19 protein-coding genes and 1 pseudogene are annotated in these 22,544 nt (G+C 59.5%); 6 read left to right on the top strand and 14 right to left on the bottom strand.

Annotated elements, in window-relative coordinates:
* Positions 1-30 precede the first annotated feature (30 nt).
* Entirely contained in the window at positions 31-1,359 is a 1,329-nt protein-coding gene (gene ssnA, locus ACTG2J_RS10295; protein WP_439997457.1) for a putative aminohydrolase SsnA, read from the bottom strand.
* A gap of 30 nt (positions 1,360-1,389) precedes the next feature.
* Complete coding sequence (ygfK, locus tag ACTG2J_RS10290; RefSeq protein ID WP_439997456.1) at positions 1,390-4,500, bottom strand: putative selenate reductase subunit YgfK; 3,111 nt, start codon at positions 4,498-4,500, stop codon at positions 1,390-1,392.
* A 135-nt stretch (positions 4,501-4,635) separates the two neighbouring features.
* On the opposite strand from ygfK, the gene ACTG2J_RS10285 reads away from it, so the two are divergent.
* On the top strand, positions 4,636-4,863 hold the full coding sequence (locus ACTG2J_RS10285) for a hypothetical protein (protein ID WP_124242039.1): 228 nt from the start codon (positions 4,636-4,638) through the stop codon (positions 4,861-4,863).
* A gap of 109 nt (positions 4,864-4,972) precedes the next feature.
* Here the strand turns inward: ACTG2J_RS10285 and mocA are convergent, their stop codons facing one another.
* The gene (gene mocA / locus ACTG2J_RS10280) at positions 4,973-5,632 is read right to left on the bottom strand and encodes a molybdenum cofactor cytidylyltransferase (protein ID WP_201989523.1); all 660 of its coding nucleotides are present in this window, start codon (positions 5,630-5,632) and stop codon (positions 4,973-4,975) included.
* Between the two features lie 4 nt (positions 5,633-5,636).
* On the opposite strand from mocA, the gene yqeC reads away from it, so the two are divergent.
* Together yqeC and yqeB are read left to right on the top strand one after the other, a co-directional pair.
* Positions 5,637-6,473 (top strand): selenium cofactor biosynthesis protein YqeC, encoded by an 837-nt coding sequence (yqeC, locus tag ACTG2J_RS10275; RefSeq protein ID WP_113740022.1) that lies wholly within the window; start codon positions 5,637-5,639, stop codon positions 6,471-6,473.
* 39 nt (positions 6,474-6,512) lie between these two features.
* Positions 6,513-8,105 carry a selenium-dependent molybdenum cofactor biosynthesis protein YqeB gene (gene yqeB / locus ACTG2J_RS10270; protein WP_113740021.1) on the top strand — a complete coding sequence of 531 codons (1,593 nt, stop codon included), beginning with the start codon at positions 6,513-6,515 and terminating at the stop codon, positions 8,103-8,105.
* Positions 8,106-8,176: 71 nt separating this feature from the next.
* Here yqeB and ACTG2J_RS10265 read toward each other — a convergent pair whose 3' ends face one another.
* The 6 genes from ACTG2J_RS10265 to ygeW all read right to left on the bottom strand — a co-directional run bounded on the left by ACTG2J_RS10265 (position 8,177) and on the right by ygeW (position 15,723).
* Positions 8,177-9,100, bottom strand: a complete 924-nt coding sequence (locus tag ACTG2J_RS10265) for a DMT family transporter (RefSeq protein ID WP_439988684.1) — start codon at positions 9,098-9,100, stop codon at positions 8,177-8,179.
* Between the two features lie 171 nt (positions 9,101-9,271).
* Positions 9,272-10,204, bottom strand: a complete 933-nt coding sequence (arcC, locus tag ACTG2J_RS10260; protein ID WP_439997455.1) for a carbamate kinase — start codon at positions 10,202-10,204, stop codon at positions 9,272-9,274.
* Between the two features lie 95 nt (positions 10,205-10,299).
* Complete coding sequence (gene hydA / locus ACTG2J_RS10255) at positions 10,300-11,724, bottom strand: dihydropyrimidinase (RefSeq protein ID WP_439997454.1); 1,425 nt, start codon at positions 11,722-11,724, stop codon at positions 10,300-10,302.
* A gap of 119 nt (positions 11,725-11,843) precedes the next feature.
* Positions 11,844-13,061, bottom strand: coding sequence for a YgeY family selenium metabolism-linked hydrolase (locus ACTG2J_RS10250; RefSeq protein WP_439997453.1), 1,218 nt, complete (start codon positions 13,059-13,061; stop codon positions 11,844-11,846).
* Between the two features lie 137 nt (positions 13,062-13,198).
* Positions 13,199-14,398: a diaminopropionate ammonia-lyase gene (dpaL, locus tag ACTG2J_RS10245; protein ID WP_439832278.1), complete on the bottom strand. Its 1,200-nt coding sequence runs from the start codon at positions 14,396-14,398 to the stop codon at positions 13,199-13,201.
* A 137-nt stretch (positions 14,399-14,535) separates the two neighbouring features.
* A complete protein-coding gene (ygeW, locus tag ACTG2J_RS10240) occupies positions 14,536-15,723 on the bottom strand; it encodes a knotted carbamoyltransferase YgeW (RefSeq protein WP_439997452.1) in 1,188 nt (395 codons plus the stop codon).
* 607 nt (positions 15,724-16,330) lie between these two features.
* On the opposite strand from ygeW, the gene ACTG2J_RS10235 reads away from it, so the two are divergent.
* Positions 16,331-16,924, top strand: coding sequence for a hypothetical protein (locus tag ACTG2J_RS10235; protein ID WP_439997451.1), 594 nt, complete (start codon positions 16,331-16,333; stop codon positions 16,922-16,924).
* Between the two features lie 41 nt (positions 16,925-16,965).
* Here the strand turns inward: ACTG2J_RS10235 and ACTG2J_RS10230 are convergent.
* Positions 16,966-17,969: pseudogene (locus tag ACTG2J_RS10230) on the bottom strand (Wadjet anti-phage system protein JetD domain-containing protein).
* Between the two features lie 212 nt (positions 17,970-18,181).
* Between ACTG2J_RS10230 and ACTG2J_RS10225 the strand changes: the two are divergent.
* Complete coding sequence (locus tag ACTG2J_RS10225) at positions 18,182-19,423, top strand: esterase/lipase family protein (RefSeq protein WP_113740016.1); 1,242 nt, start codon at positions 18,182-18,184, stop codon at positions 19,421-19,423.
* A 480-nt stretch (positions 19,424-19,903) separates the two neighbouring features.
* A complete protein-coding gene (locus tag ACTG2J_RS10220) occupies positions 19,904-20,107 on the top strand; it encodes a hypothetical protein (protein ID WP_033113256.1) in 204 nt (67 codons plus the stop codon).
* Positions 20,108-20,186: 79 nt separating this feature from the next.
* Here the strand turns inward: ACTG2J_RS10220 and ACTG2J_RS10215 are convergent, their stop codons facing one another.
* The 4 genes from ACTG2J_RS10215 to ACTG2J_RS10200 form a co-directional block, all read right to left on the bottom strand.
* The gene (locus tag ACTG2J_RS10215; protein WP_113740015.1) at positions 20,187-21,017 is read right to left on the bottom strand and encodes a hypothetical protein; all 831 of its coding nucleotides are present in this window, start codon (positions 21,015-21,017) and stop codon (positions 20,187-20,189) included.
* Positions 21,018-21,066: 49 nt separating this feature from the next.
* A complete protein-coding gene (gene def, locus ACTG2J_RS10210; RefSeq protein ID WP_033113258.1) occupies positions 21,067-21,570 on the bottom strand; it encodes a peptide deformylase in 504 nt (167 codons plus the stop codon).
* Positions 21,570-22,052: a GNAT family N-acetyltransferase gene (locus ACTG2J_RS10205; RefSeq protein WP_113740014.1), complete on the bottom strand. Its 483-nt coding sequence runs from the start codon at positions 22,050-22,052 to the stop codon at positions 21,570-21,572. The genes def and ACTG2J_RS10205 overlap by 1 nt, the downstream gene beginning before the upstream one ends.
* A gap of 99 nt (positions 22,053-22,151) precedes the next feature.
* On the bottom strand, positions 22,152-22,541 hold the full coding sequence (locus ACTG2J_RS10200; RefSeq protein ID WP_113740013.1) for a septal ring lytic transglycosylase RlpA family protein: 390 nt from the start codon (positions 22,539-22,541) through the stop codon (positions 22,152-22,154).
* Positions 22,542-22,544 lie beyond the last annotated feature (3 nt).

The following is a 22,544-nucleotide window of genomic DNA, read 5'->3' as shown; positions in this document are numbered from 1 at the left end:
AATCCGGTCCAAAAACTGCGGAAGGTGGCCTTAGGCCAGCTGATCCATCCGTTGCCACAGGCGGCTCGCCACCTTGCGGGCCTGCTCATAAATAGGCGCAACATCGAACGGGAACTCGCGGTCCTGATAGACCATGCGCCCCTCCACCATCACGCTGTTGACGCTGGCAGATCCCATGCCGAAGGCGAGATGGCCACCGAGGTTGCGCGGCGCCAGCGGGGTCGGCGCGTCGTAGTCGCAGATGGTGAGGTCGGCCTTGTAGCCCGGCTCCAGGCGGCCAAATTTGGCGCCGAAGTTGCGCTCCAGCAGGGTGTTGCCGTTCCACAGGAAGCGGGCAAAGCTGTCGGGCCACAGCGCGCCGCCGGCATCCTTGTGCTTGAAGTAGGCAAACTTGAGCTCTTCGAGCATGTCGGAGCCGATACCGTCGGTGCCGAGCGCCAGATTGCGATACTCCGGCAGGTGCATGTTGTAGCCCACGTGGTTGTTCATGTTGGAGCGGGCGTTGTGCACCAGGAAGGCATCGCGGCTGTTGAGCAGCTCGATGTCGGCCGGGCTCAAGTAGATGCCGTGGGCGATAAGGGTCTTGCTGTCGATCAGGCCAAACTCGTCCAGTCGGGCGATAGGCTCCTTGCCATGGTGGTGATGACCGTGGGCCATGTCGTAGCGGTCTTCCGCCACATGGATATGGAGACCACGACCGGTGACCTGCACCGCTTCGCGCAGCATGGCCAGCCCCTCGTCAGGCACGGTGAAGGGGGCATGGGCGCCGATATGGGCCTCCACCAGATAGGGTTCACTCCCCTTGGCCTTGGCGGCATCGATTGCTTGCGCGAACAGGATGTTCTCCTCTACCCCGGCCTGCAGCTCGGCGAGGCCGCCGTTGCGATCCGTGGTCTCGAAGCAGGTCATGCCGCGCAGACCCGCCTCCATAAACCCTTTGCGCAGCACGTTGAGGGAGCCCTTGATGAAGTTGGGCGAGGCATGGTGGTCGATCACCGCGCTGCAACCGCTCTTGATCGCTTCCAGCGAGCAGATGAGGCCGCTGTAGTAGAGGGACTCCTCATCGAGGGCCCGATCGAGCCGCCACCAGAGGTTTTTCAAGGTGGAGATAAAGTCCGGGCAGGGGGCGATGTTGGCCATGATCCCCCGCGACAGGCCGGAGTAGAAGTGGTTGTGGGCACAGACGATACCCGGCATCACCAGCTTGCCACCCATCTCCCGATAGTTGGCCTCTGGGTAGAGGGCCCGCAGATTGGGCCCCACCGCTTTGATAAGGGTGCCTTCGATGGCGATATCCACCCCTTCCAGCACCCGGGTCGGCTCCAGCTGGACCGCGGTGACGTTCTTCAGAATAAACATGGTGTGCTCCTTCGCTTATTCGTGGTTCGCTCAGGCCTCGACGGCCCCCAGCAGGTAGTGGTGATGAGCATGGACATGGCTGATGATCCGGCACATGTCGCCAAGGGCTGCAGGCGCATCCTTGATCCGGCTCTGGGCGTCTATGGTCAGGCGATAGGTCTCGCCATCCTGACGCACCCGCAGTTCGCCACCATCCGCCAGATAGAAACCGGGGTTGCGGCTGTTGTCGAAATCCTCGGGCAGGCTGAAGATGGTGACCTTGTCCTGATAGGGCTTGCCCTGCCACGGGCAGAACTGGGCGCAGTTGCCACATTCGTTGCAGTAGGCATCCAGATGCAGGGTCTGGAACTGGTCTTTGAAGCCCGGTACCGCGATGGCGACGTTGGCCCGGTTGGGGCAGACATCCACGCACTTGCTGCAGAGGTAGTTGCACTCGAGGCAGCGGTGCGCCTCTTGCGCCACGAAGGCATCACGCTCGTTCTTGTCGACCAGAGTGACGGCGATGCTCCCCTTGCGGCGGTAGATCTCATCCTTGCCAGACGGCTGGATGGCTACGTCACTCTGCTGGCTGGCGATATGCTCGCGAGAGAGCACCAGATCCGCGGCACGGCGGGCACCACCGATGGCACCGACGATGGAGGATGGGCCGCTCTGCACGTCACCGATGAGGAAGACGTTGCGACGGCTGGTTTCGCCAGTCTGGCCATCCACCTCGGGCCAGCCATCGCTGCCAAGAGGAATGCCCATCGCTTTGAGCACCTCGCAGTCAGGCTGCTCGCCGATGGCGGTGATCAGCGCATCCATCTGCATCACTTCGGTCTGCTCGGTGGGCACAGGACGGCGGCGGCCCTGCTCGTCAGGATCCCCCAGCGCCATCATCCGCACGGTGAGCTTGCCATCTTTGTCAAAGCGCTCCGGATTGGTGAGGAAGCAGAAACTCACCCCATCCTCCACCGCTTCCAGATACTCCTCGCGATAGGCGGGCATCTCTTTCTCGCTGCGACGGTAGATCACGGTCACATCGCTGACACCCGGCACCTTGAGGGCGGCGCGGGCGCAGTCCATGGCGGTGTTACCGGCGCCGATCACCGCCACATGGCGGCCGAGTGGCAGCGGTTTGCCCTGATTGAAGCTGCGCAGGAAGTTGAAGGACTTGTAGACCCGATCATGACCCCCTTCGAGGCGCATTCCGCCATTCTTGTCGGCACCGATGCCGACGAAGACATAGGTAAAGCCCTGAGCGTGCAGCTTGTCGACGGTGAGCGCCGGATCGCAGCCAAACTCGAACTTGACCCCGTGAGCGGCGACAAAGTCGATGTCTTGCTGGATCAGTTCAGCCGGGATGCGGAACTCGGGGATGATGTGCTTGACCACGCCACCGGCATCCGCTTCGCGCTCGAACACGGTGACCGGATGACCGGCACGGGCCAGGAAGTAACCGGCGGAGAGGCCGGCCGGGCCGGCACCAATAACCGCAACCGGGTGCTTGTCACCGCTGCCTGCCGGTTTGTGCCAGCGCGCCTTGTACCCTTCCCAGCCGCGCTCCAGTGCCACCTTTTTCAGCTCACGGATATTGAGCGCGCTGTCGTAGTCGAGGCGGGTGCAGTTGTACTGACACTGGTGATCGCAGATATGACCGGTGATGGCAGGCAAGGCGTTGCGCTGATAAATCAGCTCAAGGGCTGCCACATACTCCCCCTCGCCCATCAGGCGAATGTACTCGGGGATATCCTGATGCACGGCGCAGGCGGTGACGCAGGGCGCCACGTAGCAGTCAGTCAGCGGCAGGCCACCACCCACTTCGATCCGATCCTCGGACTTCCACTCCTTCTGGGTGTAATCCATGGTGAGCGCCTTGGCGGCAAGCGCCTCCAGCTTGGCCACGTCCACCTGACTCATGCCCCAGCTGTCCGATACATCTATCTCTTTGAGGCACTCGATCTGGCGCAGATAGCCACCCGGTTTCAGCAGGTCGGTGGCCATGGTGATGGGGCGGATACCGGTCTCAAAGATCTCGGCGATGTTGAACTTGCTGGCACCACCTGAGTAGGAGATGGGCAACTTGCCATCGAAGGCGCGGGACAGCACAGCAGCCACGTTGATGGAGAGCGGGAACAGCGCCCGACCGGACATATACATCTCATCCCCCGGCAGCGCCCCTTTGCGGTTGATGGTGCCGAGGGTGTTGGTGAGCTTGACCCCAAAGGTGAGCCCCTTCTCGGCCCCCAGCGCCATCAAGCGGGTCAGCATCGCCTTGGCCTGATCCAGCTTGAGGTCGTGATCGAACGACTCTTCGCTAAGACCAATGTAATCAAAGCCGCAGGTATCGAGGATCTCGCGCACCCGCGGGTAACCCAGTAGGGTCGGATTCAGTTTGACGAAGGTGTTAAGCCCCTTCTCTTCCAGCATGTAGCGGCAGATGGCCTCGATCTCGTTGGGCGGGCAGCCGTGCATGGTGGAGAGGGTGACACCGTGCACCAGCTCGGCCGGGATGCGCTCCACCAGCTGTTGCAGACGATCGCGGTGCGCCCCCAGTCCCAGCTCGGCGATAAACTGCTCGTCGGCCACCAGCTCGCGCAGCACCTGCTGGTACTCGGCAAACTTCGGACTTTGGCTTGCATCCATCAGGCTGTGGATAAACTGCTGCATCGGTGGCTGTTTGATGCCATCGAGGTTGTACCCCACGCTCATGTTGAAGATGAAGGACTTGGCCTCTCCGTCGAGGCGCGGGTCGAACACCTCTTCTAACAGGTAGAGGGCAAACCAGGCTTTAAGATACTCGTCAAACGCCTTGGGCAGGGTGAACTCGGTAGACCACTCGGTGTTGAAGCACTCGTCTTCGGCATCGATGCAGGGCTTTTCCAGTTCGAGACGGTCCAGGATCTGCACCGTCTTGAGCTCGATAAAGCGCCCGCCGGTCAGCCAGGAAGTGACGATGTTCTGGGCCAACTGGGTATGGGGGCCGGCTGCCGGGCCAATGGGGGTCTCGCAGGTTTCACCGAACACCTTGATCTTGCGCTCGTCCTGCTTGCGATAGAATTGCGCGGCGGGAATACCGAAAATGCTCTGACTCTCTTTATATTCCGCAAAAATACGAGTCAACAGGTTCTTGAACGGAACGGGTCGCATAATATCGCCCATGGCTATCTCCTTGCAGCTGTTCTGCCCATTGGCAGCATGAATAAATGGGGTATCCGCACGGGTGTTCCCCCTTGGCAAGGAGAAGAGCAACAATCAGGCCACTCCATCGGCAAAACTATTTTTTAGGGTAAAAGCGTGAGATGGCTCGAATTAATGAAGGCGGTTTGGCATGTCGCCATTATGATTAATGAGAGTGGTTCTCACTCACTTGAAATTTTATTCAAGGCAATGCCAGAGAAAAATGAAAAGTATCAAATCGGCAGCGATAAATATCACTTTGATAGGGTAAAAATCATCCAGCATTATCGCAAGCAAACCCCGGCCAATATGGCCGGGGTTTGCTTAAAAGTCACTGCTATATAAAAGGCGGTCGTCGCTATTTCGGTTTATCCAAAGGCTGCGAGATGACTCGGCGTTACCGCCCCTCTGGCTGCCATTGTATGCAGAGGGAGGTGGGTCCCAACGATGCGACTCAGCCCTGCTCGGTTGTAAGCTCGTCGGCAGAACGCAGCTCCAGTTCGTCGCGGATCAGCGCCTGATATCGCTCGGGGGTATCGATATCAAAGAGGATGGCAGGACTCTCGACCGGTATGCTTCGGTGTGGGCGTTGCAGCAACCAGCGGCGCACCGAACCCTGTGCCGGCGCGGCAGCCAGCTCCCTTGCGAGGGATTTTGGCAGCAAGACCGGGTGGCCCGCTTCCCCCTCAAAGCTCGGGAGCAGAGCGAACTCTCCGCGCGCCTGCCACAACTGTTGATAGACCTCGCGCGGGATACAGGGCAGATCCCCGTGGCTGATAAAGAGGTAGTCAGCATCGCTGGCCGCCAGAGCGCAGCGGATGGAACTACCCAACCCCTGCTCATAGTCAGGGTTATGGACGATGAGAATGTCGGGGCGATTTCCATAACAGGCAGCGAGTTCGGCCCCGCGATGACCCACGACCAAAATAATCCGGGAGCAGAAGGCCAGGGCATTTTTGAGACTTGCATCAAGAATTGTCCCCGAGCCATAAGGTAGCATCATTTTCCATGCCCCCATGCGGGATGACAAACCTGCTGCGGTAATTATACAGTCACACTGTTCACGCCCCCGAGCCTGCACCTTTTCATTCACCTCGCTATTTATTTCGGTCATTGCCATGTCCTTGCCACACTCTGTTATTCACGCGTTTCCGGATATTGGTTCGCTTTTAAATCCACTGCTTGAAAATAGTGACAACCATACCACGCTAATTAGCCTTTGTGGTGCCGGCGGAAAAACCAGCACCCTGTTCTGGCTGGCGGAATATTTTTATAAGCAGGGTAAAAGGGTGCTAATTACCACCACCACCCGAATGTTTCTGCCAGCCCCATCACACTATCGGGAATTGATTATCGAGACGGATCCCGTTCGTCAACTTACCCGCTGTCAGGCCCTGCCGGATGGCCCGACCCTGGTTGCCCTGTTCAGCCATCTTGACGAGCGCACCGGCAAGGTTGCAGGGCCGGATCTGCGCCAAATCGACCTGCTCAAAGGACAGCAGCGCTTCGATCTCATCCTGGTCGAAGCGGATGGCGCCCATCACAAGTTATTGAAAGTGCCCGCTTTGCACGAACCTTGCATTCCACACCAGAGTGACTGGGTGATCGCCCTGCTGGGCGGCGCCATGGTGGGAGCCAATGCCGAACCGACGCAGATCCACCGCTGGGCTGAATTGCAGGCCCTGTGCGGGATTGCGGCGGGTGAGCCACTGGATTGGGCACTGTTTGACAAGCTGCTCTCCCACCCCGAGGGGGTGTTCAAGGGCACCCCGCCCGGGGCGCGCCGGATCTGGTTTATCAATGGCGATTATCAAAATGAGGCGTCGTGGCTGGCGGAATTGATAAAGCTGCAGAGCCGCCACCCCGAGATCCACGCCATCTGGCAGGGGGCCGTGCGCGAATCCCCCCCCATCCGTCACCTGATCTGCACAGCTCCGCACGGGGAGGCGCTTTAGCCTCGCCCCTGACGTTTTAAGGATGAAAAGAGGTACCTTATGAATCTGTTTGCACACGCAGCCCGACTGGAACAGGAGAACACGCCGTTTGCCATGGCCCAGATCATCGAGAGCCGGGGCTCCACCCCGCGCCATCAGGCCCAGATGCTGGTGATGGCCGATGGCCAGATCCTCGGTACCATCGGCGGCGGCATGATCGAGCGGCTGGTGATCGAGGAAGCGATGGCTGCCATTGCTGAGCGCAAGCCCCGCATCTTCCATGGCCGGATGGCGCGCAACGGTGAGCATGCGGTCGGGTCGGATTGCGGTGGTGCCATGTCGGTCTATATCGATGTCTATGGTCTGCGACCACGGCTGGTGCTCATTGGTGCCGGTCACGTCAACCGGGCTGTGGCCCATGCCGCAGCGCCGCTCGGCTTTGATGTCCATGTCGGGGATTGCTTCGAAGGGAGCCTCAACCCTGACCTCTTCCCGGCCGGTACCCATCTGGTGCAGGCCGATACCATCAGCGCGGTGATAGATAAACTGGCCATCGAGTCCGCCAACTTCGTCATCATCGCAACCAACCATCAGGACAAGGAGGCGCTGGATCGGCTAATCAGCCGTCCCCTCGCCTATCTGGGGCTGCTCGCCAGCAAGCGCAAGGTGCAGACCTTCACCCAAGCGCTGCGCCAGCAAGGGGTGAGCCAGGAGCAACTGCAGCAGCTGCACGCCCCCATCGGCTACAACATCGGCGCCGAGACCCCCGAGGAGATCGCCATCAGCATTCTCGCCGAGTTGTTGCAGGTGAAAAACGGCAAGGCAGGCGGTCTGATGCAGGATGATGTGCGCCTCAAGCGGGATCAGCTGGTGGTGATGCGTGGCTCCGGTGATATCGCCACCGGGGTGGCGCTGCGCCTGCACAATGCCGGCTTCAAGGTGGTGATGCTGGATCTCGACAAGCCGACTGTGATCCGCCGCACTGTCGCCTTCGCCCAGGGGATGTTCGACGGTGAAACCAGCGTTGAGGGAGTGCGTGCCAAGCGGGTCGAGAGCGTCGAACAGGCGTTCGAGCAGCTGGATCGGGGCGTCATTCCGCTACTGGTTGACCCCGACTGTGCCACCCTCGCCGAGCTCAAGCCCCGCTATCTGGTGGATGCCATCCTCGCCAAGCAGAATCTCGGCACCCACAAGGAGATGGCCCCCATTACGGTGGCCCTTGGCCCGGGGTTTGAGGCGGGGCGCGACTGCGATGCGGTGATCGAGACCAACCGCGGCCATCATCTGGGCCGGGTCATCTATCAGGGCCCCGCCCAACCCAATACCGGCATTCCCGGGGTGATCGAGGGACACTCCGCCCGCCGGGTGGTGCGCGCCCCTGTCGCCGGGGTGATGAAGAGCATTATCAAGCTCGGTGATCTGGTGCAGGAGGGGGATGTGATCGCCCATGTGGGGGACGCCCCCATTATCGCGCCGCTCTCCGGCATGGTGCGGGGGCTGCTCAGCGATGGCATCGAGGTGACCGTCGGCTTCAAGATCGGTGACATCGACCCCAGAGGCGAGCGGGCCGACGCCACTACGGTATCGGACAAGGCACGCGCCATCGGCGGCGCCGTGCTGGAAGCCATGATGCATCTGGCCCAGCGCAGATAAGAGAGTGTTCTTAAAACCAGAAGGGCCCGCCATGATGGCAGGCCCTTTTTATTTCGTTGCCGACAATCGACTCAGCCGTGCTTGACGCGGGTCTCCCCCGCCACCGACACCACAGAGCGCTTGCCCTTGCGGCTGATGACGAGAAGCGCCAGCACGATAAGGGCGATGCCGCTCCCCTCCACCGGCCCCGGATTTTCGCCCAGCAGCCACCAGGAGAGCAGCACGCCGCTCACCGGCACCGCCAGTGTGCTGAGGCTGGCGATCCCGGCCGGCAGCTTTTTCAATACAAACAGCCAGAGGCTCCAGGCCAGCGCCGTGGCGAAGATGGCGCTGTAGGCGAGCGCACCAAACACATAGGGCTGCCAGTCGATGGGTCGCTCCGGCACCAGCGCCGCCACCACGGCCATCACCATGGTGGCGTAGATCATCTGCCAGGTGGTGAGGGACATCAGATCCACCGCGGGGTGGCGGACATACATCCGCTTGGCGATGATGGCGCTGATCCCCCAGCAGATGCCGGAAGCAATCCCCAGCAGCGCACTCTTCATGGAATCCAGATGCAGCTGCCAGGGCTCGATCACCAAGAGCAGCCCGCAAGCCGCCACCCCGACCGCCAGATAGTGGAGCTTGCGCATCCGCTCGCCGAGAAAGAGCGCCGCGAAGATCACCACCCAGAACGGCATGGTGTAGCTCAGAATAGCCACCTTGCCCGCCACGCCGCTGATCAGCGCCCACTGGGCCAACCCCACCATGCCGCAGGTTTGGAACAGGGCGATGGCGAGGGTATAGCGAAACGGGGTGGGTTTAAGATAACGGCGCCCACGCAGGGCCAATACCAGCAGCAGAACCAGAGATCCGCACAGGCAGCGCAGGGCGGTGAACTCGAAGGCCCCCGCGTAGAGCATCACCTGCTTCATCACGATCCAGCTGTAACTCCAGATGGCGGTGAGCAGGATCAATCCCACCAGCGCCGCCATATTGATCTTTCCGCTCATTTGCTTGTTACTCACCTCTTGTCACTCATTGCGCCGGGTCTGCTCTCGGCGTCTTGCCCGCGCTTGAAGGCGGTCATCTTACGCCGCTCATCCTCCGCTGACCATGGTCGCCCCGAAATGAACAAGGGGGCCGTCGGCCCCCGCAATCACACTCAACCCGAGCTGGAACGCCTAGCGGCAGATAAGGGTTCCCGTCTTGCCGGCAATGCCGTCGGCGGCCTTCTCCAGCAAGGTGATCAGGGATTTGCGCCCCGGCAGGGAGGTGGCGAACGAGAGCGCCGCCTCCACCTTGGGCAGCATGGAGCCCTTGGCAAACTGCTCCTGGGCAATAAAGCTGTTGGCATCGGCCACGCTCAACTGATCGAGCCACTGCACATCGGGCTTGCCGAAGTTGATGGCCACTTTCTCTACCGCGGTAAGGATGATCAGCATGTCGGCGTCAATCAGTTCCGCCAGCTTGGCACTGGCCCAATCCTTGTCGATCACCGCGCTGGCACCGCGCAGGTGATTGCCTTCGCGCAGCACCGGAATGCCGCCGCCACCGACGGTGATCACCACCTGACCGGCAGCCAGCATGGCTGAGACGGTCTCTTTCTCGATGATGTCGACGGGTTTGGGGGATGCGACCACCCGGCGATAGCCACGGCCGGCATCCTCTTTGAGCCGCTCGCCTTTGGCCATGAGCGCCTCGGCCTCCTCCTTGCTGAAGAAACCGCCAATGGGCTTGCTCGGGTCGAGGAAGGCTGGATCGTTCTTGTCGACCTCAACCTGAGTCACCAGAGTGGCGACCGGCTTGTGGATGCCGCGTTCCAGCAGTGCTTCGCGCAGGGCATTTTGCAGGTCATAGCCGATATAACCCTGACTCAGGGCCACACAGACCGACATGGGCAGATGGGGGGATTTTGGCTCGTGGCGGGCCGCCACTTCGAACGCCTGCTGGATCATCCCCACCTGCGGCCCGTTGCCGTGGGTGACCACCACCTCGTGCCCCTGGGCGATCAGGTCGGCGATAGTGTGCGCCGTGCTCTGCACCGCCTTCATCTGCTCGGGCAGATTGTTGCCCAGCGCATTGCCACCAAGGGCCAGTACGATTCTCTGTTTCATCTTGTTATCTCCAGTGATGGGACAAGCCGGCGCAATACCGGCCCACCTTTCGTTGTTCACATAACCTTGCTGCTCTGCCTGTTTCGAACGGATTGTCAGCCTGCCACTGTGGGGCAAGGCGAGTGCAGATCCGGCGCCAACGCCGGATCAAAGGGCGCTCTGGCCAGAAAACGGCCGTGACCACGCCGCCCCAGAAACTCGCCGTCGCGAGCGACTATCTCGCCGCGACTGAGGGTCATCCTGATCTGGCCGGGGCAGCGCATCCCCTCGTAGGGGCTGTAGTCACCGTTGTCATGCAGGGCGGCGTGACGGTTCAGGGTCTCGCCACGGGGATCCATCAGCACCAGATCGGCGTCGGCCCCCGGTTGCAGATTGCCCTTGCGCGGCCAGAGGCCAAACAGGCGCGCCGGATTGGCGCTGGTGAGGGCCACGAAGCGTGACGGCGAGATGCGCCCGCCCAATACCCCGTGGGCAAACAGCAGCAGCATCCGGTTCTCGACGCCCGGCAAGCCGTTGGGGCAGCGGCTGAAATCGCCGCCTGAGAGGGTCATGCGCTGGGCGTGGGAGAAGTTGCAGTGATCGGTCGCCACCGTGTCGATGTCGCCAGCAGCGATACCGACCCACAGCTTGTCCTGCTCGCGGCGTGAGCGCAGCGGCGGGCTGAGCAGATAGTCGACTCCGTTCTCCCGGTAGTAGCAGGAATCATCCAAAAGCAGATATTGCGGGCAGGTCTCCACCCAGACTGGCTGGCCCTGACGGCGCGCCAATTTCAGATACTCCAGCCCCAGTCCGTTGGAGAGGTGGACGATATAGAGCGGGGCATTGCCCGCGAGCCCCGCCAGATTGATCATCCGGGCGATCGCCTCCGCCTCGCACTCCAGCGGGCGGCTTTGCGGGTGATACCAGGGCTCATGATGGCCAGCGGCGAGCAGTGCCGCACGGCGCGCCGCGATGGCGGCATCGTTCTCGGGATGGACGGTGGCAAGCGCCCCCACCTCTTTGAGGCGGGCCAGGGCACGCAGCACGTCATGGTCCCCCAGCTTGTACTGGTAGGTGAGATAGAGCTTGAAGCTGCTGATCCCCTCCTCCTGCACCATGGCGGCCATCTCATTAAGGATGGCGTCATCCACATGCTGGATCACGCCGTGAAAGCTGTAGTCGATCACCGCCTGATCGGCGGCGTAGTCGTGATAGCGGGCCAGCTGGTGATGCAGGTTGCACCCCGCCGGGCCAAATCCCATGTGATCGACGATGGTGGTGGTGCCACCACAGGCGGCGGCACGGGTACCGCTGAAAAAATCATCGCAACTGCGGGCAATCCCGACATCGATGTTGAAGTGGGTATGGACGTCGATGCCACCCGGCATCACATAGCAGCCGCTGGCATCGATCACCCCGGTTTCGCCATCGGGCTGGATATCGGCGGCGCGGGCGCGGATCACCCCGTTCTCGATCAGCAGATCCTGACGATATTCCCCCTGCGCATCGACCAGCACGCCGTTTTTGATCAGCCGTTTCATCCCCACCACCTCGAATGCATTTTGCCTTCAAACAGCAAGGCCCCGCCTCAACAAAGACGGGGCACTTGTCACACTTGCGACAGCCGGGCGGCGATGGCAGTCACCACCCGGCAGCCCCCTTACTTGTCCAGCTCGGCCAGATAGAGCATGGGGATCACGGCGTACATGGCGGCGCACTTGACCAGATGCTCTTTCCAGGTCTTCTCGTTCGGGGCGTGGGCCTCCGGCTCTTTACCCGGGCCAAAACCGATGACTGGAATGCCGTGGCGCCCCATGATGGAGACACCGTTGGTCGAGAAGGTCCACTTGTCCACCACCGGCTCCTTGTTGAACAGCTCGCGATAAGCCTTGGAGAGGGTTTTGACGGTGATGTGATCCTCTTCCACCTTCCAGGTCGGGAAGTAGCACTCGGTCGGGTAAACCAGACCGGTGTAGGCCGGACGGTCGTACTGGTACATGGAGACCTCGGCACCGGCGGCTTGCACCGCAGGCAGGGCGCGGATCTCGTCGAGCGCACCTTGCCAGGTCTCGCCCCAGGTGAGGCGGCGGTCGATGGAGACGGCGCAGCTGTCTGCCACGGCGCAGCGGCTCGGAGAGGTGAAGAAGATCTCGGAAACGGTCAGGGTGCCCTTGCCGAGGAAGTCGTCATGACCGAGGTTGTGGCTGAGCTCCTGCAGCTCGCCAAGAATGGGGCCCATCTTGAAGATGGCGTTGTCACCGCGCTCCGGCGCAGAGCCGTGGCAGCTCACCCCCTGCACTTCCACACGGATCTCCATGCGGCCACGCTGGCCACGGTAGATCTGGCAGTCGGTCGGCTCGGTACTGACCACGAACTCGGGGCGGATCTTGCTCTGCTCGATGATGTACTGCCAGCAGAGACCGTCGCAGTCCTCTTCCTGCACGGTACCGGTCACCAGCAGGGTGTATTTATCTTCCAGCCCCAGATCCTTGATGATCTTGCCGGCATAGACCATGGAGGCCATGCCCCCTTCCTGATCGGAGGCGCCGCGGCCACCGATGATCTCGTGGTCTTCCATCCCCTCATAGGGGTCGAAGGTCCAGTTGGCGCGGTTGCCAACACCGACGGTATCGATGTGGGCATCCATGGCGATCAGGTGCGGGCCGTGGCCGATGTAGCCCAGCACGTTGCCCATGGGGTCGATCTCGACCTTGTCGAAACCAACCTTCTCCATCTCCTGCTTGATGCGCAGCACCACGCGCTCTTCATCGCAGCTCTCGCTCGGGATAGCGATCATGTCGCGCAGGAACTGACTCATCTCGGCCTTGTACTGGTAGGCCTTCTCCAACACCATTTCAAACGGAATTTGCTTGTTCATTGTGATTCTCCATAACAACTGAGAGTGCGCGGCCTGTTCGTCGGCAGCGCCCTGTGCCCGTTACCGCGCCCCGTTGGCGAGGCGCGACCAATTTCAATTCGTGTCTCTGCTCTCGCAGGGATTACTCACAGCCGGGGTTAATCGCAGGCAGGATGCTTGCCTTCCCACACCACTTCCCGGTAGTGGGTCACATCGGTGTCCCCTTCGGTGTTGATGATCAGCACGACCGAGTTGCTATCCAGCCCGAGACGCGCCATCAGCGCCGCGCGATCCGGGTGGTGACGCACTGCCGCCAGCACGCCGGTACCGACCGAGCCGGATTCGCCGGAGATGATGCGGGGATCATTGCCAAGAGGGTTGCCCAGCACTCTCATCCCCAGCGCCGACACCTTGTCGTGGCAGGAGATAAACTGGGTGGTGCAGCTTCTGAGCAGCGGCCAGCCGAGCGGATTGGGTTCACCGCAGGCAAGACCGGCCATGATGGTGCGCATATCGCCTCCCACGTTGACCATCTCCCCCGCCACACCAGAGCGGTAGATGCAGTCGGCCTGATCCGGCTCGACTACGATACTGTGCAGGTTTTTCGCCCCGAAGCAGTCCACCAGATAGCCGAGCACCCCGCCCGCCAGCGCCCCGACTCCGGCCTGCAGCAGCACGTGGGTGGGCTGCTTGATGCCCATATCTTGCATCTGCTCGACCGCTTCGTCGGCCAGAGTGGAGTAACCCTGCATGATCCAGGTCGGGATCTTGGTGTAACCCTCCCAGGCGGTGTCCTGCACTATGTGCCAACCGCGCTCTTCGGCCATCTTCATGGTCAGGCGCACGGTATCGTCGTAGTTCATGTCGGTGACAATGCACTCGGCACCGAGGTTGAGGATGTGATCCACCCGCTCCCGGGCCGAGCCCTTGGGCATGTAGACCACCGCATGCTGACCCACCTGCTTGGCGGCCCAGGCGACGCCGCGACCGTGGTTGCCATCTGTGGTGGTGGCGAAGGTCATCGGCTCCTTGATGGTGCGTTTGATGAGATCGAAGGAGAAATCCTCGATGGCCACCCCGTACTTTTCACAGAGCAGGTTGGCGATGGCATAAACGCCACCCAGCATCTTGAAGGCATTGAGGCCAAAGCGCTTTGACTCGTCTTTGACCAATATATTTTTCACCCCGATATAGGCGGCCAGATCTTTTAGGTCGCACAATGGGGTCGGCTCATAACCGGCCAGTTTTTTATGAAAAGCGCGAGCCTTTTGTGCTTCGGCGCGAGAAAACAGCGGAGATGGCTCAGCGGTAAAGAAACGGTTATCGGCAATATCCATCTTCAGCGAAAATTGGGACATGCTTACCTCACTAGGCGTTACCTGACAAAGAGCTGCCTCGCCGGGAGATCCGTTATTCAGATACCACGGGGAGAAAACTCAAAATAATGGGTTCGACAGTGTGGGCAGGATGAATATTCACCCTGCCCTGCCGTTATTTATTTCACCCGCTTTTGCGCCTCTTTAATCAGATTTTCCAGGGTTTCTGCCGGGGCGGAGAATTTACGGGCCATGATCATGGCGGCGATAATATAGGGCTTCCAGCTCGCCTCTTTGTAAGTGGCGATACGATATTTCTCGAATACCCCTTCGGTTACTTCGCCCTCTTTGCAGGAGACGCCGGAAATATCGGCGGGCAGGCAGTGCATATAGAGCGCTTCGCCCCCCTTGGTAAGCTTCATCATCTCCTCGGTGCAGTGCCAATCCTTGTGCTTAGCGTTCTGCTCCAAACAGTGTTTCTCCAGATCTTTGAGGCCAGCGTGGTCATTGGCACGCAGCAACTCGGTGCGCTGCTCCATCACCTTGTAGGGAGCCCAGGACTTGGGATAGACGATATCGGCATCCTTGAACGCCTCTTCCATGGAGGTGACCTGACGGAAGCTGCCGCCGGATGCCTTGGCATTCTCCTTGGCCACTTCGATCACGTCCGGGATCAGGTCATACCCTTCCGGGTGGGCCAGGGTCACATCCATACCAAAGCGGGTCATCAGGCCGATGATGCCCTGCGGCACGGAGAGCGGCTTGCCGTAGCTCGGGGAGTACGCCCAGGTCATCGCAATCTTCTTGCCCTTGAGGTTTTCCAGGCTGCCGAAGTGCTCCTGCAACCAGGCCAGATCAGCCATGGACTGGGTCGGGTGATCAATGTCGCACTGCAGGTTGACCAGCGCCGGACGCTGGGGCAGCACCCCCTTCTCGAACCCTTCATCCAGCGCGGCGCCCACTTCACGCATATAAGCGTTGCCGGCGCCCAGATACATGTCATCGCGGATACCGATGGCATCGGCGCAGAAGGAGATCATATTGGCGGTTTCACGGACGGTTTCACCGTGGGCGATCTGGGATTTGCCCTCATCCAGATCCTGCTGGGCCAGACCGAGCAGGTTCAGCGCAGAGGCATAAGAGAAGCGGGTTCGGGTGGAGTTATCGCGGAAAACCGAGATACCGAGCCCGCTGTTAAACAGTTTGGTAGCAATATTTTCGGCACGCAGTGTCTTGAGGGATTCGGCCAGTTTCAATACCAGTTCAAGCTCCTGAGGTGTTTGCTCCCAAGTCAGCAGAAAATCTTTTTCATGCAGGTTGGATTTGAGTGCTCTGATCTCTTTGATTAATTCGTTAACTGCTTTCATCGTTCGCCCCAATCATTGGATGAGATATGGATAGCTCCCCTTTCACTCACGATGTCACCAGCATCCCGGTTGTGGGTGAGCGCATCGGTTAGCGTCGATATGAGGCAATCAATAACCATGCCAAACCAATAAAATGCAGGTAGATATTAATAAATGGCGAAAGTGTGTGATCCCACCCACAAAATCAGCGGCTATTTAAGCGGTTTATTCAATAAAAAGGTGAGCGGATCAGCCAAGCCATAAAATAGCCGGGTGATAATAATCAGAGGCGATATCTCGGCATCGGTGAGAATTATCATCAAAGGTCAGTTTCAGGGGCTGAAATGATATCGGCGGGGCTGTCGTTATCATTATGATAATGCCGTGCAGCGACTTGCTCTTTTGTTACGACCTCTTCTGCAGAAATGTCTCGGCCATCTCGCCTCCCCTGCACTCCCGTATCACCTCTCGCCTTATCTTCCGGCCACATCGCTGGGCGCGGTTGGCCCAAGGTGCTAACGTGAATACGCCAGCTGCGCATCTGTCTCGGATGCTCAGGAGAGGCCGACGTTCACGACCGCAACTGCTCGGATGAACCTGCATGACTTACATCTTTGAGGGATTATCTATGTCCAGGAATGCTGCTCTGCTCATCACCCTGACCCTGCTCGGTATCACCCCTGCCCACGCCATCAGTGCCAAATATGCCGAGCAACTGGAGCGATCCGGCTGCACCCAGGTCACCGAGGCGCAGGGCTGTAACATTCACAAAACCAAAGCGGAAAATGCCAAGGCGGGATTTGGCACGGCCGCCCCGGCCGCGGAGGGCGGTCTGAATCTGAGCTATGAGCAGAAGCTGGAGCGCTCGGGCTGCACTCAGGTGAGCGAGCTCAATGGCTGCAATATCAACAAAACCAAGGCTGAGAACGCGGCTGCCGGTGTTGGCAATGCTCCGGCCGCGGCAACCAGCGCCAGCCCCTATGCGGGCAACTGGATCGCCACCTTCCCCCAAACCGGCGCCACCGTGGCCAATATCCGCATCGATGGCAAGGATCAGGTGTGGGTCAACGACAAGAAGGTCAATGCCAAGAAATCCGATGGCGCGCTGGTGTTCAAGGATGGCATGGTCATCTACACCATTCAGGGGGATCGCCGCATCAAGGGTGAAGATGGCTGGGTCGATAATGATGCCGGCACCAAGGGGCCCATCAACGCCAAGTAAGCAGCTGACCACGAAATGACAGGGAGCGCGGGCTCCCCGTTTCACCCCTGATTGCCCATCGCGTCCAATGACCAGCTCCGCCAGTGAGGGGCCAGAATCAATACCTCCTGCTCCAGCCAAGTCCCGTCTGTGATCAGTTTATCGAGCCAGGGAACGCCTGCCAGCGTGCCATGACCATCAACCTGATCAGCCTGCGTCGTCACACGCCAGGGCACCTTGCTACTGTCCGTTGCAAAGGTGCGCACCGGACGGGCGTAGTGATCCAGATAAGGCCGCAGCTCACAGGGAAGCCAGAGCATGGCCGGTCGATTTAGCTCGCGCGCCAGCTCGACGGCAATATCGATACCCCGTTGATCGAGATCGCCGAAATGGGCCCACTGCACGCCCGCAGGCAGCAGCGGGATCAGCTGTTTGGCCAGGGTGGTATTGCGACCGGGTGCAAAAAGCAGCAGTTGCCCGGGTTGCAGCGGGTAGTCGACAAAGGCCCCCTTGTTTTCCACCGTAATGACCCGCTCCCCTTGCCAGCCGATGGCCGCCAGCGTGCCCAGAGTCCGCTCCGGCAACGCCAATTCCCCCAGCAGCGCCATCATTGCCGTCATATCGTGCTGCTGACCTTGCCGATCGACCAATGAGAGAGGTTCGAGGGTACGGATGCGGATCACCTCATCTTGAGTTAGCGACAAGTCCGCAAGCAGTGGCGCTGCAAGGGATGCTGATCGCGGATGCTTGCTATCCCCATGCCAGAGGGCATAAAAGCAGGCCTGATTGAGCCGCGCAGGCAAACTCACTCCCATTCGTTGCAGCTGCTCACCCTTGTCCTGTTCCGGGGGCGCCACCAACGCCAGCTGCCCGAGCAAATAAGTCCGCCCCGCGTCGGTCAACACATAATGAGCACCTCGGCCAACCGGCTTGATCCCGGCCACTGCCTGCAACAGATCCTTCAACTCGCGTCATGCCGACTCTCAAGGGTGCAGCCCTTTCCGTTCTGGCTATCGAGCAACCGTGCACACAAATCCTGTACCCGCATCTCATCAAACAGCGACATCCTCACCTCTCCATGTGGCTTCATATGACGAAGTAGAGGTGATTTTCCCTGCCATTACCGTGACCGGCTTCGCAAGCGGTTCTTATCAGCCCCGCCATGCATGGCCCGTTACTGGTAAACCCGCCACAAAGGGCGCAAGCTGGTTTGATATAGAGATACGCTGCACTCTTCGCGGCACGACAACGCGATACCCGCTTTCACAAGGGCTTGCCATGACCGACGCCACAGACCCCTCGCCATCCTCTTCCTGGCATCTTTCGGATATCCGCGAGCTGGCGCACCTGCTGACTCTGGCGCTGCCCGCCGCGGTAGAGATCACCGAAGCGGTACATCAGGCGGTACTGAGCGGTATGGGGCTCAAGGGACGGGATGAGGGAAAAACAGCCGGGATCACCGGACTGGTCTACAAGAGGGTACATGGCGCCGCCAACACCCTGGGCAGCGGCATCAACCATCTGCTCAGCCGCCTGCCAGCCACACCACCGCCCCACCAGATCCCCGAAACACCGAAACGTGCGGCCCTGATCGCCACGCTCAACGGCGTGTTGGGGGACAAGCTGGTCGAACACCACAATGCTCTCGCCACCCCCATGACTCTGCGCTATCAGGGCAAGCCCCTCGATTGGCAGGCGATGCCAAAGGATCTACCCCGCGAGGGACGGGTGCTGCTGATGATCCATGGCCTCTGCATGAACGATCTGCAGTGGCAGACCGAGCATCAAGGCAAACCGGTCAATCACGGGGAGCAACTTGCCGCCGCGCTTGGCTATCAGCCTCTTTACCTGCGCTACAACTCGGGCCTGCCCATTGCACAAAACGGACAGGCGCTGGCCCTGTTGCTGGAGCAGCTGTTCGCCCACTGGCCGGGAGAGCTCAAAGAGATAACGATAATGGGCTACAGCATGGGGGGACTGGTTGCACGCAGCGCCTGCCACCATGCTGGCGTGGCCGGGCTCACCTGGCCTGCGCACCTTGCCAACCTGATATTTCTTGGCACACCACACCACGGCGCACCGCTCGAACATGCAGGTCACTGGCTGGAACAGTTGCTGCCCGCTACCGCCTACAGCGAGCCCTTCGTCAGACTGGCGCGGCTGCGCAGTGCTGGCATCAAGGATTTACGCCACGGCAAGGTGATCGATGCCGTTGCCCCACCCGACCCCGCCGTCCCCTCACAGGACCCACGCGCGCCACTCCCATTGCCCGGCGGCGTCAACTGCTATGCCATTGCCGCGACCACAGCCGCCAAGCGCAGCCTGCTGGCCGACCGGCTGATTGGCGATGGACTGGTGCCGCTACGCAGCGCCCTCGGCCAGCACAACGAAGCGCGCCATCTGCTGGCTTTTCTTCCTGCCCATACCCTGATTGTCTATCGCACCAGTCATATGGCCCTGCTCGCCAGCCCGCAGGTTGGCCAGCAACTGCTGCGCTGGCTCAGCCCCTTGCAGTTATAGCGAGCTGGCTATTAAAGCAACAGAGTGCTGGTTCACAAAGAAGCCCTGTGGCACTCTGGGACGTCAAAGGGAAGACCCACACTGACACCTCATGTGTCCCCACGGCAAAGGAGCGCCACCGATGGCCAAAGCAAGCAAGAAAGAGATCAAGAAGAAGATCGCCGCTCGTCTTGAGAAAATTGCCAAGCATGAAGGCAAGATCAAGAAGCTGAAGAAGGCCCTGAAGTAGGGCCCATCGCATAAGAAAACCGCCAGCTGGCGGTTTTTTCATCCTCCTTTTCGCCCCTTTCCCATCTCTTTTGATACCAATGGCCTTGATGTAAACGCCTAAAGTGCACCTCAGCAAAACAACCCGACTGAAGCCACGCACGTTCTCATCGCTGATATTTGGTCTAACAGCGCCAATCGGGCGCCGCGCGTGCCCATGCCAGCAACTACCTTCAACGGAGTGTTTGATATGAGCCAGCAGTGGAGCGCCATATGTTCTCTTACACCCTCACCTTCAAAGATGATGTCGACCGCCTGACCGCCCCCGAGCAGGAGGTCTCCTTGCAAAGCCCTGCCCAGGCGGGCGATTTCCTTATCCTCTCCGACGGTAGCCGCCATCAGGTGATGTTTGTCACCCACAGGGCTAACTACAGCAGCCTCTATCTCGATAAAGGGGTCAGGGTGCCGCAAAGCTAGCAAAGCTCATTCTTCAGTTTGCGAAAGCAAAAGAGCGGCACCTGGCTGCTCTTTGGTCTCTCTTTATGTGGATTTGCTGTCACAGCACCTTGATCACCGGTTGGTGCACTATCTCGACGTCGTCTTTATAGACCACCAGCTCACCCGGTGGCACGCCTCGCTCACCCAATACGGTGACAACGCACTCGTAGCGATAGGGGCCGCTCGTGAAGAGATAGGTATGATTGCCCCCCGTCCCCTCCACCCTGACGGTGCCATTTTTCAACACCAGATCCGGCTTGTCGGCGAGCGTCTTGCCCTTGGCCCAGGAGGCGTAGCGATAGTGGCCATCGTCCAACTCGTCGATGCGGATGGTAAATTTCTCGGTCTGCCACATCAGCTCGGGGCTCTTGTACTCCCGCACACTGGGATGCAGACCGCTCTTCTGCCTGGCGATAAGCTCGGCTTTCAATTTGGCGGCCTGTGCAGTCTGATGATTGATACCGATGACCTTGCCATCAAAGTCCATCCAGACCTCACCACTGCCCAGCATAATGCCTCGCCAGCCCATGGTCTGCCAATCCTGCCCGACCCGGGAGGTAGCAATGCTTTTTAATATAGCGTCATCAAATACCTCGCCAAATCGGGTCAGCATCTCCGCCGGGGTTTTGATGGCGGGAATGGGATACTCCTGCTTGAAGGGGTACTTCATCTGGTTGGCAAGGGCCTGATGATCCCGGGCTTCTGCCGCATCGACCAACTGCTGCACAAAGGGGCGATATTCGGCCGGCAGCTGCTCCTCGTCGGCTGATACGGGGAGGGCTACCCATAATGTTCCCAGCAGCAAGGCAGCCCATAAACCATAGCGCCCCTGCTCTCCTTTGTTATTGCGGCTAAACAGTGCCCTGACATTCCATTTTGCCACTTTCATTCTGCCTGCTCCCCACATAACTAAAACGGCCAGCCACTATCCGCAGACATTAGCTGGCGGACTTGAGCGATTTTTTAACTCGTTTGAGTGCCATCTGCCGCTTGAGCGGTGACAGGTAATCAATGAACAAGTTGCCATCCAGATGATCAATTTCATGCTGCATGACAATGGCCAAAAAATCGCTGCTCTCGATGGTGATCGGATTGCCTTTTCGATCCAGTGCAGATACTACCACCGAGCTGTAACGCTCGACATCCGCGTAGTAATCCGGCACGGAGAGACAGCCCTCTTGTCCAAGCACCTTTTCAGTACCGCTTATCACTTGTGGATTAATCAAAACCAGCGGCTGATCCCTGCTCTCGGACAAGTCGATAATAACGACGGCCTCTTTACGCCCGACTTGAGTCGCGGCCAAACCAATCCCGTTTTCCGTCGCATACAGGGTCTCCAACATGTCATCGATCAGCCCCTGTACGGCAGCAATATCCTCAACCCGCTCGGCCTTGAGCCTCAACCTGGGGTCGGGAGCCGTCAAAATATTCAAAATCGCCATCACAACTCTCCATTAACCACTTTTTTCAATCCGAGGTCACAGCCCAACGGCCGGGACATGGAGACAAACTCTTGATCCTCTTCGACCACGTTGTAACCAAGGCGCTCATAAAACCGTATCGCCCCATGGTTGTCTGTGAAGCTGGACAAGGTGACCCGGCATTTGCCCTCACGCTCAGCCTCCTGATGCAGCCGCTCCATCACGGCAGCGCCAAGATGTCGCCCCTGATACTGAGGGAAAATGATCAGCAGATGAACATGCTGGGCATCCTCATATGGCTTGCTACATAACAGACCAATGCGCTCTCCCCCATGCTGGATCCACGAAAACCATTGCGGCAGATAGGAGCTGGCTAGCCGTTCGCGTTGAAATTGGTCATCCCAGCCAAAGAGCGACTCAACATAGGGAAAAATCCCCTGTTTCACGGCAGTAAAGACCTGCTCAAATTCATTTTGCGACACATCAATCAGCTCAATATCCATCTCTTTCCCTGCTCAAGCCATATTGGATACGCTGTTAGCGCACAAGCAGCCTATTACGATTTTTCCAAACGGCTGCAGATTCAGAAGCATCACGAGCGGTCACAACACCTCAACCTTTACCTTGATAACACCTTCGCGAATGTTGGCGATGGAGCCGAAGGCTGATTTGGAGAGATCGATAATTCGCCCGCTTTTAAAGGCGCCGCGGTCATTGACCTTGACCACTACGCTCTTGCCATTGGCGAGGTTGGTCACCCGCACCATGGAGCCAAAGGGCAATTCCATATGGGCGGCGCTATTGAGGTTGTTGCGATAGAGCTCGCCGCTGGCAGTCTTTTTACCGTGATAGCGGTCGGCATAATAGCTGGCATAACCGGTCTCGCTATAGCCGCGCCAGCTGCCGCCGTGACGCTCGTCATAACGGCTGCTACAGGCTACAAGTAGCAAACAGAGTGTTATTACTAGAGTTTCTCCCACTCTATTATGCATAAC

This window comes from Aeromonas sp. 6P (genome assembly GCF_051919525.1).
In the GTDB taxonomy this organism is placed as follows: domain Bacteria; phylum Pseudomonadota; class Gammaproteobacteria; order Enterobacterales; family Aeromonadaceae; genus Aeromonas; species Aeromonas veronii.
The sequence above is the reverse complement of the archived record's forward strand: the minus strand, read 5'-3'. Positions and strand labels throughout refer to the sequence as shown.

Bases quoted from the DNA above. Each gene is read 5' to 3' on its own strand.
- ACTG2J_RS10265 (WP_439988684.1), bottom strand. From the start codon at position 9,100: ATGAGCGGAAAGATCAATATGGCGGCGCTGGTGGGATTGATCCTGCTC.
- ACTG2J_RS10235 (WP_439997451.1), top strand. From the start codon at position 16,331: ATGTCCAGGAATGCTGCTCTGCTCATCACCCTGACCCTGCTCGGTATC.
- ACTG2J_RS10200 (WP_113740013.1), bottom strand. From the start codon at position 22,541: ATGCATAATAGAGTGGGAGAAACTCTAGTAATAACACTCTGTTTGCTA.
- arcC (WP_439997455.1), bottom strand. From the start codon at position 10,204: ATGAAACAGAGAATCGTACTGGCCCTTGGTGGCAATGCGCTGGGCAAC.
- ACTG2J_RS10220 (WP_033113256.1), top strand. From the start codon at position 19,904: ATGTTCTCTTACACCCTCACCTTCAAAGATGATGTCGACCGCCTGACC.
- ssnA (WP_439997457.1), bottom strand. From the start codon at position 1,359: ATGTTTATTCTGAAGAACGTCACCGCGGTCCAGCTGGAGCCGACCCGG.
- ygeW (WP_439997452.1), bottom strand. From the start codon at position 15,723: ATGAAAGCAGTTAACGAATTAATCAAAGAGATCAGAGCACTCAAATCC.
- hydA (WP_439997454.1), bottom strand. From the start codon at position 11,724: ATGAAACGGCTGATCAAAAACGGCGTGCTGGTCGATGCGCAGGGGGAA.
- yqeC (WP_113740022.1), top strand. From the start codon at position 5,637: ATGTCCTTGCCACACTCTGTTATTCACGCGTTTCCGGATATTGGTTCG.
- ACTG2J_RS10215 (WP_113740015.1), bottom strand. From the start codon at position 21,017: ATGAAAGTGGCAAAATGGAATGTCAGGGCACTGTTTAGCCGCAATAAC.
- dpaL (WP_439832278.1), bottom strand. From the start codon at position 14,398: ATGTCCCAATTTTCGCTGAAGATGGATATTGCCGATAACCGTTTCTTT.
- ygfK (WP_439997456.1), bottom strand. From the start codon at position 4,500: ATGGGCGATATTATGCGACCCGTTCCGTTCAAGAACCTGTTGACTCGT.
- ACTG2J_RS10250 (WP_439997453.1), bottom strand. From the start codon at position 13,061: ATGAACAAGCAAATTCCGTTTGAAATGGTGTTGGAGAAGGCCTACCAG.
- ACTG2J_RS10225 (WP_113740016.1), top strand. From the start codon at position 18,182: ATGACCGACGCCACAGACCCCTCGCCATCCTCTTCCTGGCATCTTTCG.
- ACTG2J_RS10205 (WP_113740014.1), bottom strand. From the start codon at position 22,052: ATGGATATTGAGCTGATTGATGTGTCGCAAAATGAATTTGAGCAGGTC.
- def (WP_033113258.1), bottom strand. From the start codon at position 21,570: ATGGCGATTTTGAATATTTTGACGGCTCCCGACCCCAGGTTGAGGCTC.
- mocA (WP_201989523.1), bottom strand. From the start codon at position 5,632: ATGACCGAAATAAATAGCGAGGTGAATGAAAAGGTGCAGGCTCGGGGG.
- yqeB (WP_113740021.1), top strand. From the start codon at position 6,513: ATGAATCTGTTTGCACACGCAGCCCGACTGGAACAGGAGAACACGCCG.